We start from the raw sequence: 13,516 nt of genomic DNA, 5'->3' as shown, positions 1-13,516 counted from the left end.
GCCCCGCCTTTGGTCCGCCGGGCGCGGTATGCTGGACTTCCCATTCAACGGAAGGGCGTGCGGCCGTGGCGAACTCAAGCTCGGGCGATTCGGTGGTGGACCGGATTGTGCGGCTGATCTCCGCCTTCCCCCAGGACGTCGCCGATCTCCGGTTGTCGGAGCTTGCGGAGCGGTCCGGCCTCCCCCTGACCACCACGCACCGGCTGGTGGGCCAGCTCGCCGGGCATGGCCTGCTGGAGACTGCCCCCGGGGGAACGGTCCGTCCCGGCCTCCGGCTCTGGGAACTGGTGAACCGCGCCTCTCCCGCTCTGGCGCTGCGCCAGGCCGCCATGCCCTTCATGGAGGACATCCAGCAGGTCCTGAACCAAAACGTGAACCTTGCTGTACTGGACGGCTGGGAGGCGCTCTTCGTGGAGCGGCTCTCCCGGCGCGGCTCGGTGGCCAACCGCGCCCAGGTGGCAGGCCGAATGCCTGTCCATATCTCGTCAGCCGGCCTGGCGCTCATGGCCCACCAGGACAGGGCGCTGCAGAACGAGTACCTCGGCCAGTTCCACGATCCCGACGGAAAGCTGACTGCCGATGACGTGCGGACCCTGCTCGCGGACACTTCGCGACAGGGTTTCGCGCAGCTGAAGGGCGTGGTTGACCCGGACACGTGGGGCATAGCCGTGCCCGTCCTTAACCGCCGCCGGCGCGCGGTGGCGTCTCTCGGCGTCGTGGTTCCATTGCGGGAAATGCGGCTGCAGGCGCTGGTTCCCGCGCTGCAGACGGCGGCCCGCGGCATTGCCCGCGGCCTCGCCGAGGCCTGATCCGGCCCCTCACACCACCCCCGGAATCCGTTGAACGGAATGCCTGTAACGCCGGTCACCCGGCCTGGCGCACACTGAACCCAGGCACCCATTCCGGCCCCACTCCCGGGCCCCGCAACGAAGCGAGACAAAGCCATGGCACGAAAAATCATCACCACCCAGGTAGCCATCATGGGAGGCGGTCCGGCAGGGCTGATGCTTTCCCATCTTCTGGCCAAGGCAGGCATCGAGTCCACGGTGATCGAGATCCGCAGCCACGAGGAAATCTCCCACACGGTGCGCGCCGGCATCCTGGAGCACGGAACAGTTAACCTGCTGGTGGACAGTGGCGTCTCGGACCGGGTGCTGCGCGACGGCGACCGGCACGACGGCATCGAGCTGCGCTTCAACAACGAGAGCCACCGCATCGACTTCAAGGACCTCGTGGGCGAGTCCGTGTGGCTGTACCCGCAGACGGACGTCTTCCTGGACCTCGCCGCACGGAGGAAGGACGACGGCGGCGACGTGCGGTACAGCGTCACCGACACCACCGTCCACGACCTGGAGGGCAGGCCGAAGGTCTGGTTCACCGATGCCGACGGCGTCGAGTTCGAAATCCAGGCCGACTTCCTGGTGGGCGCTGACGGCTCGCGCAGCCACTGCCGGTTCCAGATCCCCGAGGCCCACCGCAAGTGGTACTTCCACGAATACCCCTTCGCCTGGTTCGGCATCCTGGCCGAGGCGCCGCGCAGCTCCGACGAACTGATCTACGCCAACTCGGCCAACGGCTTCGCCCTGATCAGCCAGCGCACGGAAACCGTGCAGCGGATGTACTTCCAGTGCGACCCCAAGGAAAACGTGGCGGAATGGGATGACGACCGGATCTGGGCCGAATTCCGCAGCCGCGTCAACGGCAACGGCTTCGAGCTCAAGGAGGGTCCGGTCCTGGAAAAGATGGTCCTGCCGTTCCGCAGCTTCGTCCACACCCCCATGCGCCACGGCAACCTGTTCCTGGCCGGCGACGCCGCACACACCGTGCCGCCCACCGGTGCCAAGGGCCTCAACCTGGCCATCAACGACGTCAAGTTCCTCTTCGAGGGGCTGGACAGCCACTACAACTCCGGCTCGGACCGGCTCCTGGACACCTACAGCGACCGCGCCCTGGACCGGGTGTGGAAGGCCCAGCAGTTCTCCTACTGGATGACCACCATGCTGCACACCCCGGCCGATGCGGACGACTTCTCCCGCGCCCGCCAGCTCGGCGAACTGAACTCCGTGGTCTCCTCCCGCCATGGCAGGGCCTACCTGGCGGAGGCCTACACGGGCTGGCCCGCCTCCTCCTAGGGCATCCGGAGAAAGGACGACGCCGGCCGGCCGGGTGAGGCTTATATACCCACCAGCCGCCGGACAGCGGCGGCGATGGCGGCAGCGTCCGGCTGCTCGTCCCGCCTGACGGTGAGCAGGTGCAGCAGCACCCCGTCGCCGTAGTCGGCCACATCCCGTGCCCGCGCCCGCGCGTCCGGCACTCCCAGCCCGGCAAGCGCCTGTTCCAGGCCTCCCACCAGCTGGAAGTGGCCGGCCGTCACGGAGTCCGGCTTGTCCAGGGAAAGTGCCAGCCGGGCGCGGGTCAGGCCGGCGTGCCGGCCGGCAAGCATCACCACCATGGAGGCGAGCTGGCCTGCCAGTTCACCCACGTCCTTGGGCGGACCGGCAGGCCCCTGGTCCCGGAGGAGGGTGGCGTCCAGCTCCAGCAGCCGGCCCAGGACGGCGTCAACCAGGGCAGCGCGGTTCCGGTAGTAGTTGGACGTGGTGCCCTCCGACAGGCCTGCGGCGGTGTCCACGGCCCGGTGGGTGAGCCCCTTCATGCCCTTGTCCGCCACCACGGCCAGGGCGGCATCGAGCAACAGGGTGCGTCGGTCCGGCATGGATTCAGTGTAGTGGGACCCCTTCCGGATCACTACAAAAGTAGTAAAATGGCGCGCATGGAAACGATCACGATCGTTGGCGGCGGCATCGCCGGCCTGGCCCTTGCGGCAGCCCTGGATCCCAGCCGCTTCCACGTGACGGTGTACGAGAAACGGCCGGAACTGCCCACCGTCGGCAACGCCCTCGGGATGTGGCCCAACGCCCAGCGAGCCCTGGCCCGGCTGGGAATACTGGACCAGGCCCGGGCCGTCAGTCCGGTGCTGGGCAGCGGGTCGGTCCGCAATGCACAGGGTGAACCGTGGGTCACGGTCGATGCCGGGGAGATGTTCGGCATTTCCCGGATCGACCTGATCCGGCTGCTGGACGGCGCCGTGCCCGCCGCCGTACGCCGTGTCACCGATGCCGTGCAGTCAGTCCCCGCGGATGGCAGCCTGGTGGTGGGCGCTGACGGCGTCCACAGCATGGTTCGCCGTACGGGATGGGGCAGCGCCACCGATGCCCGCCTGACGCCCTACCTTGCCCTCCGGGGAACCCTCCCGACGCCGGTCGCTCCGGACGAGGTGGGCGAGTACTGGGGCCGCGGCGACCTGTTCGGCATGGCAGCCGCCCGGGGCGGGTCCTTCTGGTACGCCAGTTACCGGTCAGGACTGGGCCCCTACGGAATCGATGTTCCGTCGGCGCTGGACCAGGCCCGGGAACGCTTCTCCGGCCACGCGCCTGCCATCCGGCGTGCCCTCGCTGCAGCTACCCCGGAGGAATGCCTCGTCCAGCGCCTGTGGACAGTGCCGCATCTGCGCTCCTACGTCAGCGGGCGGACGGTGCTCATCGGCGATGCCGCGCACGCCATGATGCCCACCCTTGGCCGCGGCGCCTGTGAATCGCTGGTGGACGCGGTGACACTGGCCGACCTCCTCAACAACGCGCCTCAAGGCCAGGAGCAGGCACTGCGCGCCTACAACAAGCAACGGAGACTCCGCACCCGCGCCGTGAGCGTGGCCTCCTCTGCACTCGGGCGTGTCGCCCTGGCAGACCGTGCACAGCCGCTGCGCGACCGCGTGCTCGACCTGGCCCGGCGGCGGAACGCACGGACCGCCGTCGCCAGCGGTCCGGGGCGGTAGTCAGCGGACGGCGGCTGCCGGGCGCGTGGCGTCGTCCTCACCCGGCGCCTGTGCGCCGGGAAGTCCGGCGCCGGAGACCTGCAGGCCGGCCGGAGCTGCGGGAAGACGCTTCCTGCCCTTCCGCCGCCCTGACCTGCCGTACACGAGGTACATCGTCACCCCGGTGATCACCATCAGCAGCACCGTGTAGACAAAGGTGTTTGCGATGCCCTCCGTGCCCTCGGCACCGTCGGTGTTCGCCTTGATCACCAGGCCCAGGGGCTGCACCAGCGGATGGGCCAGGAAGATCGCCGTGTCGTAGTCGTCCAGCAGGCTGTTGAAGTTCAGGGCCGTGATGGCTGCCGCCGCCGGAAGCACCAGGGGCAGGAGGATCCGGCGGAAGACATACAGCGTCTTGGCGCCCATAATGGCGGCGGCCTCCTCCAGGGAAGAGTTCACGGCGGCAAAGGATGCCTTGAGCATCCGCAGGGTGAACGGGATCTTCACCGTGACGAAGGCGATGAGCAGGATCACCGTTGTTCCGGTGAGGACGGCACCGCCTACCAGCGGATTGGGGTGGTCGTAGCTGACAATCAGGCCCAGGGCCAGCAGCGCTGAGGGCAGGATCCAAGGGATGTGCAGCAGGTACTCAAATGTTGAGGCCACCCAGTTTTTATACTTCTGCAGCAGCCGGGCCACAAAGAGCAGGCCGCCGACGGCGATGACGGCCGCCAGGGCGCTGTACACCACGCTGACGATGAACGGCCGCAGCCCGGACTGCTGGGTGAGGACACGGACGTAGTTGTCCAGTGTCAGGTTGGAAAACGAGAGCTGTCCGGTCTGGATGGCGGCGCCGTCGGCAAATGAGTAAAGCACGATCAGCACCACGGGAAGCGTGTAGACGGCAAAGAGGAGATATGCCACGGCGTGCACCGCCACGTTGGCTACGGGGTTGGCAATGTCCTGTTTCTGCAGCTCGGAAGACACCTTTGAGACCGAAAAGTAGGTGCCGCCCTTCTCCAGCCGGGACATCACGGCGAGCATCACCATGGTGGCCAGTCCAAGGATCACGGCCAGCAGCGCCGCCAGGTCACGCGAGGTGGGGCTGTTGGTGAACGTCAGGATCATCGGCGTGATGGTCTGGAAATCGCGGCCACCCAGCACCTGCGGGGCGCTGAGGGCGCCCAGGCCGGTGAGGAAGGACAGGATGGTGACGGCGAACAGCGTGGGCTTGAGCATGGGCAGGACGATGCGCCGCAGGATGGTCCACGTGGAGGCGCCGAGGTTCCGCGCGGCCTCAATGGTCTGGTAGTCGATGCCTTTGAGGGCGTTGGCAACGAACAGCATGTGGTTGGTGGTGGTGGCAAAGGTCATGACCGCCAGCACGGCAAAGAACCCGGAAAACCAGCCGGGGTCCATGCCGGGGACAACCCGGACCAGCAGCGACGTGACAATGCCCTTGTCCCCGTAGATGAATTTATACCCCGCCGCCAGCACGATGCCCCCATAGATAAAGGTGGAGGCATAGCCCAGGAACAGGATCCTCGAACCCCGGATCCTGAAGTAATGCGTCACCAGGACGATGAAGACGCCCACCAGGTTGACGGTGACGGACAGCGCCACGGCCAGCAGGAAGCTGTTGCCCAGTGCCTTCATGGCCCGCTGGGAGGAGAACAGCTTCTCCGCGGCACGGCCCGAAAAGCTGCCGTCGGGGAAGAACGTGGCGATCAGGATGTTCACGTTGGGCCATACCAGGAACGCGGCGATGAACCATGTGAGGATGACCCCCACCACCACGACGAACGGGGAGCGGACCATGCTGCGCACCGCGTTGTTGCCGCTCATGGCAGGGCAACCGCCTGGTCCTGTGCAAGCGCGGCACCGGATCCCGGATGGTACTGGAGGATGTGCCCGGGCTGGACGTGGACCGTTGTGGCCGTGCCGGCCTCAGGGTGCGCGGCGCCGTCTTCCCGGACCAGGAGGCGGATGTCCGCGCCATGGCTGCGGACCACATACCGGCTGTGCAGGCCGTGGTAGGTCCGGGACACCACGGTGGCGGGAAGCCCGACGGCGGTCCCTCCGTCCGCCGGCCGGTCCAGGGAGGCCTTTTCCACGCGCAGGTAGGATCTGGCATCCGTGCTGAGGCCGGCGCCGGAGAGCCGGTTGACCTCCGCCACGAAGTCCGGCGTCAGGGCCGAGCTGTCACCAATGAAGTTGCAGACGAACTCCGTAGCGGCATGGTCGTAGATTTCCTGGGGCGTCCCAACCTGTTCCACCACGCCCTTGTTGAAGACCGCCACCCGGTCGCTCATGGCAAGGGCCTCGTCCTGGTCGTGGGTGACGTACACGGTGGTGATGCCGAACTCGCTCTGCAGGTCCTTGAGCTGCTGGCGCAACTGGTGGCGGAGCTTGGCATCGAGGTTGGACAGCGGCTCGTCCAGCAGCAGGATCTTGGGCCGCAGCACCAGGGCGCGGGCAACAGCCACGCGCTGCTGCTGGCCGCCGGACAGCTCGGCCACGTTCTTCGCCAGCTGCTCGTCGCTGAGTTCCACGCGCCGTGCAATATCCCGCACAAGGCGGTCACTGTCGGCAGGTCTTTCCTTCCGGACCCGGAGTCCGAAGGCGATGTTCTCCCATACGCTCATGCTCGGGAACAGGGCATAGTTCTGGAACACCATGCCCACCTGCCGCTTGTCGCTGGGAAGGCGGGTCACATCCTTCCCGTCCACCCGGACCGCACCCCCGGCCGGCTGGATGAAGCCGGCCAGGGTGCGCAGCGCCGTCGTCTTTCCACAGCCGGAGGGCCCTAGGAGGGTGAAGAACTCACCCGGCTGGACATGCAGGTCCAGATGCGGAATGGCGGTGAAATCGCCAAAGGTAACTTCGATGTTTTCCAAGCGGATCATGGCAACCTGTCTGATGGAACGCGGGAACGGCGGCTGGCGGGACGGGTTACGTCATGTATTCGAGTTCGATCTTCTCCACCCAGGCGCCCATGTTCTTCTGGACGAAGTCCCAGTCGATGTCCTGCTGCTTGAGGCCGGCAAAGAAGTCCACCACCTCGGGGTTGGCCTTCGCCTGGGCGCTCTTGTTGACGGGCATGGAGTTGAACTTCTGCGCGAACTCACCCTGGACGTCTGCGCTGCCGAACCAGTCGATGAACTTCTGCGCCTGCTCCTTCTTCTTGGTCCCCTTCACCAGGGCGATCTGCTCCACGGCAAGGGGGACCCCCACGGAAGGAATGACCGTGTCCACGTTCACTTTGAAGGACTTTTCGCGGTCGGCAATGATCGAGGACGGCATCTGGCCCATGTCCACTTCGCCGGCGGCGATCCGGGCGAACAGGTCGGTCTTGGCCACTGCCGGGCTGCCGTTCTTGAAGTACTGCTCAACCTGCTTCCAGCCGTCGTCGGATATCCCCAGATCCCCGGAGTCGTCCCGGTACCGGGAGAGGATGCCGGCGAAAACCAGCTGCGCCGTGGCCGTGCCCAGGCCGGTGACCCGCTCGTAGCGGCTCTTGAACTCGTCCTTGGTCCACAGGTCCGTCCAGTCCTTCGGTGCGGCGTCCTTGGAGATCTTGTCCGAGTTGTAGCCCAGGAGGATGGCCTGCTTCACCAGGGGCCAGTACGTCTCCCCGTCGCCCAGGCCCTTGTCCACATCGCCCGCCCACGCGGGCTGGTAGGCCTCCAGCGCGCCCTCGTTCTTGACCTGCGAGAAGTACATGTTGTTCAGGCCGAATGCGACGTCGGCGATGGGGTTGTTCTTCTCCGCAATGAGCTTGTTGGTGGCATCGGCGCCCCCGGCCCCCACGATCTCGATCTTGAATCCGGCCTCGGCCGCCTTGGCGGCCAACCAGTCGCCCCGGCCCTCGCCGTTGGAGTTGGTGTAGATCACCAGGGTGTCCCCGGAGGCTCCTGCCGGAGCCCCGGAGGCTTCACCGGTCGAAGCGGGCGGGGTGGAAGCACCGCCGCAGCCGGCGAGCAGGGTGGCGGCGACGGCGGCGGCAACCAAAGTCTTCAATGTACGCACGATCAGGACTCATTTCTGGACTGGAATCGGAGCATGTCCGCACAGCCTATAGCCGGGCATGACAAAAACCGGGCTGTTATAGCTATCGATTCGATAAACAGCCCGGCTGCTCACTTTGGTCCAGTCGGGGAAACGGCCGGGGCCCTCGGCGTGAACCGGGGGAAAACCTTGGCCGTGGGCGGCGTCAGTCCTTGACGGCGGTCCCGCTGAGGTGGTGGGTGGGGATCCTGTCCCTGTCGTAGGTGATTTCCGTATAGCCGTGCGGCTCGGGCTTGCCCTCCTGGTTCAGGTTCACGAAAACGATCTCCTCGATGGTGAGGATGCTCTGCCGGGTGATCATGTTGCGGACCTCGGCGCGCATGGTCAGTGAGGTCCGGCCAAACCGCGTGGCTGTCAGTCCCATTTCGATCAGGTCGCCCTGGACCGCGGAGCTGACGAAGTTGATCTCCGAAATGTACTTGGTGACTGCGCGGCCGTTTCCCAGCTGGAGGATGGCGTAGATGGCGGCTTCTTCGTCGATCCATTTCAGCAGGCTGCCGCCAAAGAGGGTCCCGTTGGCGTTGAGGTCCTCGGGCCGGACCCATTTGCGGGTCCGGAAGGTGATGTCTGCTGTTTCCATAGGCCGAGATTAGCCGAAGCCACTGCCCGCAATCCGAGTGTGACGGACCGGGTGCTAGGCCATGGCGGTCTGGGCGGCACTGTGGGCGTTGATGCGCTTGGCGTAGCAGTGCGAGTGCTCCACGCCGATATAGGGCCCGAAGTTCGGGATGGGTTCGAACCCCGAATTCTCGTAGAAGTTCCGGCCGTCAGGCTGTGCCGATCCGGCTTCGGCCTTGATCCTGGTGATTCCCTGGCTGAATGCTTCTGCTTCCAGTGCCGCGAGGATGGAGCTGGCAACGCCGGAGCCCCGGGTGTACGGCAGCACGTAGAGCCGCTTGATTTCGGCCGTTGTTCCATCCAGGAGCCGGAGCCCGCCGCAGCCCACCGGTTGCCCCGATCCTTTGTCGTATGCCACCAGGAAGACAGCGCAGTCTGCTCCCGACGGCGGCGGCCCGGGCTCGTGGTCGGGCCGGCCAAAGCGGGCGTCGAGTTCGGCCTGCTGCGCGCGGCGAAGGTCCGCGCCAACGGGATTGGACCAGGAGACCTGCCGGATGTTGAGCCTGGGGTTGGTCTGCATATCTGCCTCGATTCGCCGGAGGGGTATGCCTGACAAGGCTAGGTGCGGGGAGTTACGCAGGTGTTTCCTGGCGGTTAGCACCTGGATAACGCCAGGAGCAGCCGTGAAGGGAAGTTACTTGGCGGTCTAGTTACCAGTTGGTCTAAAATGATCCCATGGCTTCTATGGGCAACGAGGGATCCGGCTACTGGTACGGACCCGACGGGCAACTGGACTACAGTGCGGCGGTACTCAAGGCCCTCCGGGACTACCGGGCGGCCGAGACCGAAATCCGCCGCAGCACCAGGGATTCCATGGGCATGGGTGAGACGGACATCCTTGCCCTGCGGTACCTGCTGAGGGTCCAGGCGTCCGGCAAGCAGGTTGTCCCCAAGGATCTCAGCCGGTTCCTCAATATTACTAGCGCTTCCACCACCTCGCTGATTGACCGCCTGGTGGCCAGCGGGCATGTCCGCCGGGAGGCGCACCCCTCCGACCGCCGCTCCGTGGTGGTGGTCCCCACGGTGGAGTCGGACAAGGAGGTCCGGGAGACCCTCGGTGCCATGCATCGCCGGATGATGGCGGTTGCGGAAGGCTTGACCGCAGAGGAGGCCCGAACTGTGGTCGACTTCCTCCAGCGCATGACCGAATCGCTCCAGGCGGCCGAAAGTGCGGAATTAAAAGTTCACTAGCCTGACTAGCTAGTTCGGCTAGTTATATGTAAGCTTACGATTGTTCCCAAAGTTGCTTCCCAACGGAGTCGTGAGTGTGTTGGTTTCTTCCACCGAAGTTTCACCGCGTGAGCCCGGCATGGCTGCGACCACCCCTGATGGGCTCCTGGACCTGACGCGATCCACCCTGGACGGCACCACAGCGCCGCAGGGAAAGGCCGCCGTCCATTGCGGTTCACCGATGCAGCTGGTGACCCCGGCACTCGGGTGGGAGCGCGCCAGCTACACCTTCGCCCCAACCAGTGCCGGAAGTACCGAACTTCCGCCTGTGTGGCGTTGCGCCTGCGGGTTCCAGCTCGATGCATGGACAACTGATTCCAGGGGCGCCCACCATACCGCAGCCTTTCCCGCATGAGCGCCACGGGGACGGCAGCGCCGGCGCTGCCGCATTCGTCGCTGAATGCCGCTGGGCCGCTGGCAGGCCGCTACCAGCTGAGGGAACGCCTGGGCAGGGGAGCAGCTGCCGAAGTCTTTCGGGCGGTGGACCTTGAGGGCGGTCCGGAGGTGGCCGTGAAGATCGCGGCAGCCAGCGGCCGGAAGCAGCATCAGCGGATCCGGAACGAAGCTTCCGTCCTCGCCGGCCTCACCCACCCATCCATCGTGAGGCTGCTGGGTCAAGGCGTGGTGGGCGGCGGCGGGACCCATGCGGGACGGCCCTATCTTGTGGAGGAGCTGGCCCTGGGGGCAACCCTGTCCGAAACCCTACGGCTGGAAAGCCCCACGCCCGCTGATGTGGCCCTCTGGGCCCGCGGCCTGTTCGGTGCGCTCGCGTACCTTCACTCCAACGGTCTTGTGCACCGTGATATCAAGCCCGCAAACCTGATGCTGAGCGGCCTGCGGAGAAGTCCTGTCCGGATCATCGATTTCGGAATTGCCACGGCCACCGGCTCGGCGCCCGAGCCCGGAATTTCGTCCGGCACAGTGCACTATATGAGTCCCGAGCAGGCATCCGGCGGGGCAGCGGCTCCGTCATGGGACGTGTACGCCATGGGGCTGGTCCTGTTGGAGCTCCTCACAGGCACCAAGGCGTTTCCCGGCACCGCCATCGAATCCCTCGTGGCCCGGACCCTGCGGTCCCCGGACGTCCCAGGCCACCTCGGCGGCTGGGTGCCCCTGCTGCGGTCCGTTACCGCCATGGATCCCCGGGAACGGCCGGCGGCGGCAGATGCCGCAGCGATGGCAGCCCGGCTTGTGCCCGGGGTGCCGTCCCGCAGCCCAAGCGTTCAAGGGGTCCGCGGGAGCCTGCCCGGCGGGATCGACGCCCGTCCGTGTCCCGCGCTGCGGGCACGTCCATCCCGGCGCCACCGGCAGCAGGCCTAGGGGGCGGCTACGTCCCGACCTGTCGGGTCCTCCGCGGTCGGGTCTGCCAGGGCAAGGCCGCCCACGGGGCTTCCGTCCCAGTGGAGCAGGGTCCAGCCGGTCGCCAGGCTGCCTTCGAGTGCCACGATTCCGGTGTTGGCCAGGACATGGCGGGCAGCGAACTCGTGGTCTGCGCCCTCGGCCCGCAGCCCCGCCCAGGTACGGATGGCGGCGCCGTGGCTGACCACTGCAACGGTGCCGTGCTGCTGGCGTTCCGCCCGCCCGGCCACCAGCGCGATGGCAGCATCGAACCTGTCGAAGAAGGCGTGGCCGTCGGGCCCCGCGGGCATGCGCCGGTCCAGGTCGCCCGCAGCCCAGGAGATCACGGTGCCCATGTAGCGCTTATGGGATTCGTGGTCGGTGAGCTTCTCCAGTGATCCGGCCTCGATTTCGTGCAGCCCTTCAAGCACCTCAACGTCAAGGGTGTGCAGGCGTGCCAGCGGTGCGGCCGTTATCTGCGTCCTGATCAACGTGGACGCGTACAGCGCTCCGATGCGTTCGTTGGCAAGGGCCCGCGCCATGGCTTCTGCCTGCCGTTCGCCGAGTTCGGTCAACCCGGGGCCGGGATGGTCGGTGTCCAGCTGGCCCAGCACGTTGCCGGGGGTTTCGCCGTGGCGGATCAGGAGCAACTTCATATTCCCAGTTTCCCACCCCCGGCTGGTAGCGGGCGCAAAGCGGAACTGTCCGTGGCGCTGCCGCTCCACAACGAAGGCGCCGGGCCCACATGAGCCCGGCGCCGCCGTCGTAAATTCCTGCCCTTCCGGCAGCCCTGCTGGCGCAGTGCCTACTTCAGGTGGTCCACCAGCTGGTCCGCGATGCCGGTGTACCGGCCGGGGGTGAGAGCCAGGAGGCGTGCCTCGGCCTCCGGGGAAAGGCCCAGGCCCTGCACAAACTCCTGCATGCGGGCGGCATCCACGCGCTGGCCGCGGGTGAGGTCCTTGAGGCGCTCGTACGGGTTTTCCATGCCTTCGACGCCTGCGATCGCCTCGGCCCGCATCACCATCTGGATTGCCTCGCCCAGGACCTCCCAGTTGGTGTCCAGGTCCGCTGCCAGGACGTCCTCGGCAACATCCAGGCGCTCCAGGCCCTTGGCCACGTTGGAAATGGCCAAAAGGGAGTGCCCGAATGCGACGCCGATGTTGCGCTGGCTGGAGGAGTCTGTGAGGTCGCGCTGCCAGCGGGAGGTCACCAGGGTGGCGGCCAGGGTGTCCAGCAGGCCGTTGGAGATCTCGAGGTTGGCCTCAGCGTTCTCGAAGCGGATGGGGTTGACCTTGTGCGGCATGGTGGACGAGCCGGTTGCCCCGGCCACCGGGATCTGCGCGAAGTAGCCAATAGAGATGTAGCTCCAGACATCGGTGCAGACGTTGTGCAGGATGCGGTTGAAGCGGGCCACGTCGGCGTAGAGCTCCGCCTGCCAGTCGTGGCTTTCGATCTGGGTGGTGAGGGGGTTCCAGGTGAGGCCCAGGCCTTCCACGAACGACTTGGAGACCTGCTGCCAGTCGGCGGCGGGGACGGAGGCCACATGGGCGGCGTAGGTGCCGGTGGCACCGTTGATCTTGCCCAGGTATTCGGTCTTCGCGATCCGATCCAGCTGGCGGGTCAGGCGGTGCGCGATCACGGCCAGTTCCTTGCCCAGCGTGGTGGGGGTGGCCGGCTGGCCATGGGTGCGGGACAGCATGGGGACCGCCCGGTTGTCCTCCGCCATCCTGCTGATCTGTGCCACCAGGGCGCGGGCTGCCGGGAGCCACACGTCCTCCACAGCACCCTTGACGCCGAGCGCGTAGGAGAGGTTGTTGATGTCCTCGGAGGTGCAGCCGAAGTGGACCATGGCGGTCAGGTTTTCAATGCCGATTGCGGGGAGGCGGCGGCCGATGTAGTACTCCACGGCCTTCACGTCGTGCACGGTCACGGCTTCGATGTCGGCGAGCTCCTGCACCGACGCTGCATCGAATTCGGTGACGATGGCGCGGAGCCGGTCCTGCTGTTCGGCGCTCAGGGGTCCGGCGCCGGGAAGGACGTTGTTGCCGGTCAGGTGGATAAGCCACTCAACTTCCACGGCCACGCGGTCCCGGTTTAGGGCGGCCTCGGACAGGTAGTCCACGAGGGGCGCGACGGCGGACTGGTAACGGCCGTCCAGGGGTCCAAGAGCGATTTTTTCCGATGACGCGGCGAGGGCCAGGCGTCCTGAGGGCGTACGGGTATCAGCTGTGGCGGCAGTTTCAGGCATGTGCTGATTCTTTCATGAAGTCCGGCAGCGCCTTAAGCGGATCGTCCACGTTACTTGTCCACATAGCCGACGGCGGCGCTTACGTGGGCAGCGGCGCATGCCTAGCGTTGGGAGCAGCGCGGTTGGGGCGGATTGTCCGGCCGGGGAGGCCGGGACGGGCGGCGGGCAGGAAACCGGGTAGGAAGCTGGGACGGGGGGACGGT

14 protein-coding genes are annotated in these 13,516 nt (G+C 66.5%); 6 read left to right on the top strand and 8 right to left on the bottom strand.

Annotated elements, in window-relative coordinates:
• The first annotated feature begins 65 nt into the window (after positions 1-65).
• Both LDO22_RS13310 and LDO22_RS13305 read left to right on the top strand, forming a co-directional pair.
• Positions 66-809, top strand: coding sequence for an IclR family transcriptional regulator (locus LDO22_RS13310; RefSeq protein WP_224023777.1), 744 nt, complete (start codon positions 66-68; stop codon positions 807-809).
• Positions 810-944: 135 nt separating this feature from the next.
• Positions 945-2,132 (top strand): 4-hydroxybenzoate 3-monooxygenase, encoded by a 1,188-nt coding sequence (locus tag LDO22_RS13305; RefSeq protein WP_224023775.1) that lies wholly within the window; start codon positions 945-947, stop codon positions 2,130-2,132.
• Positions 2,133-2,173: 41 nt separating this feature from the next.
• Here LDO22_RS13305 and LDO22_RS13300 read toward each other — a convergent pair whose 3' ends face one another.
• Entirely contained in the window at positions 2,174-2,713 is a 540-nt protein-coding gene (locus tag LDO22_RS13300) for a TetR family transcriptional regulator (protein WP_159629609.1), read from the bottom strand.
• Between the two features lie 57 nt (positions 2,714-2,770).
• Between LDO22_RS13300 and LDO22_RS13295 the strand changes: the two genes are divergently transcribed.
• Entirely contained in the window at positions 2,771-3,832 is a 1,062-nt protein-coding gene (locus tag LDO22_RS13295) for an FAD-dependent monooxygenase (RefSeq protein WP_224023774.1), read from the top strand.
• Here the strand turns inward: LDO22_RS13295 and LDO22_RS13290 are convergent, their stop codons facing one another.
• The 5 genes from LDO22_RS13290 to LDO22_RS13270 all read right to left on the bottom strand — a co-directional run bounded on the left by LDO22_RS13290 (position 3,833) and on the right by LDO22_RS13270 (position 9,017).
• Positions 3,833-5,656 carry an iron ABC transporter permease gene (locus LDO22_RS13290; protein WP_224023773.1) on the bottom strand — a complete coding sequence of 608 codons (1,824 nt, stop codon included), beginning with the start codon at positions 5,654-5,656 and terminating at the stop codon, positions 3,833-3,835.
• The gene (locus tag LDO22_RS13285; RefSeq protein ID WP_224023771.1) at positions 5,653-6,717 is read right to left on the bottom strand and encodes an ABC transporter ATP-binding protein; all 1,065 of its coding nucleotides are present in this window, start codon (positions 6,715-6,717) and stop codon (positions 5,653-5,655) included. The genes LDO22_RS13290 and LDO22_RS13285 overlap by 4 nt, the downstream gene beginning before the upstream one ends.
• A 46-nt stretch (positions 6,718-6,763) precedes the next feature.
• Entirely contained in the window at positions 6,764-7,840 is a 1,077-nt protein-coding gene (locus LDO22_RS13280) for an extracellular solute-binding protein (protein WP_224023770.1), read from the bottom strand.
• A 184-nt stretch (positions 7,841-8,024) separates the two neighbouring features.
• A complete protein-coding gene (locus tag LDO22_RS13275) occupies positions 8,025-8,459 on the bottom strand; it encodes a hotdog domain-containing protein (protein ID WP_159629618.1) in 435 nt (144 codons plus the stop codon).
• Between the two features lie 54 nt (positions 8,460-8,513).
• Positions 8,514-9,017 carry a GNAT family N-acetyltransferase gene (locus LDO22_RS13270; protein WP_224023768.1) on the bottom strand — a complete coding sequence of 168 codons (504 nt, stop codon included), beginning with the start codon at positions 9,015-9,017 and terminating at the stop codon, positions 8,514-8,516.
• A 155-nt stretch (positions 9,018-9,172) separates the two neighbouring features.
• Between LDO22_RS13270 and LDO22_RS13265 the strand changes: the two genes are divergently transcribed.
• The 3 genes from LDO22_RS13265 (at position 9,173) to LDO22_RS13255 (ending at position 11,047) form a co-directional block, all read left to right on the top strand.
• Positions 9,173-9,688, top strand: coding sequence for a MarR family transcriptional regulator (locus LDO22_RS13265; protein WP_159629622.1), 516 nt, complete (start codon positions 9,173-9,175; stop codon positions 9,686-9,688).
• A gap of 118 nt (positions 9,689-9,806) precedes the next feature.
• Positions 9,807-10,082 (top strand): hypothetical protein, encoded by a 276-nt coding sequence (locus LDO22_RS13260; protein ID WP_224023766.1) that lies wholly within the window; start codon positions 9,807-9,809, stop codon positions 10,080-10,082.
• A complete protein-coding gene (locus LDO22_RS13255) occupies positions 10,079-11,047 on the top strand; it encodes a serine/threonine-protein kinase (RefSeq protein ID WP_224023764.1) in 969 nt (322 codons plus the stop codon). Before LDO22_RS13260 ends, LDO22_RS13255 begins: the two co-directional genes overlap by 4 nt.
• On the opposite strand, the gene LDO22_RS13250 is transcribed toward LDO22_RS13255, so the two are convergent.
• Both LDO22_RS13250 and purB read right to left on the bottom strand, forming a co-directional pair.
• On the bottom strand, positions 11,044-11,721 hold the full coding sequence (locus LDO22_RS13250; protein ID WP_224023762.1) for a histidine phosphatase family protein: 678 nt from the start codon (positions 11,719-11,721) through the stop codon (positions 11,044-11,046). The two genes, LDO22_RS13255 and LDO22_RS13250, sit on opposite strands and share 4 nt — an antisense overlap.
• A gap of 149 nt (positions 11,722-11,870) precedes the next feature.
• Positions 11,871-13,313 (bottom strand): adenylosuccinate lyase, encoded by a 1,443-nt coding sequence (purB, locus tag LDO22_RS13245; protein WP_224023760.1) that lies wholly within the window; start codon positions 13,311-13,313, stop codon positions 11,871-11,873.
• Positions 13,314-13,516: the final 203 nt, after the last annotated feature.

Origin of the sequence: Arthrobacter sp. NicSoilC5 (assembly GCF_019977395.1) — a bacterium.
GTDB lineage: Bacteria > Actinomycetota > Actinomycetes > Actinomycetales > Micrococcaceae > Arthrobacter.
This window is presented reverse-complemented; position numbering and strand designations above follow the sequence as displayed.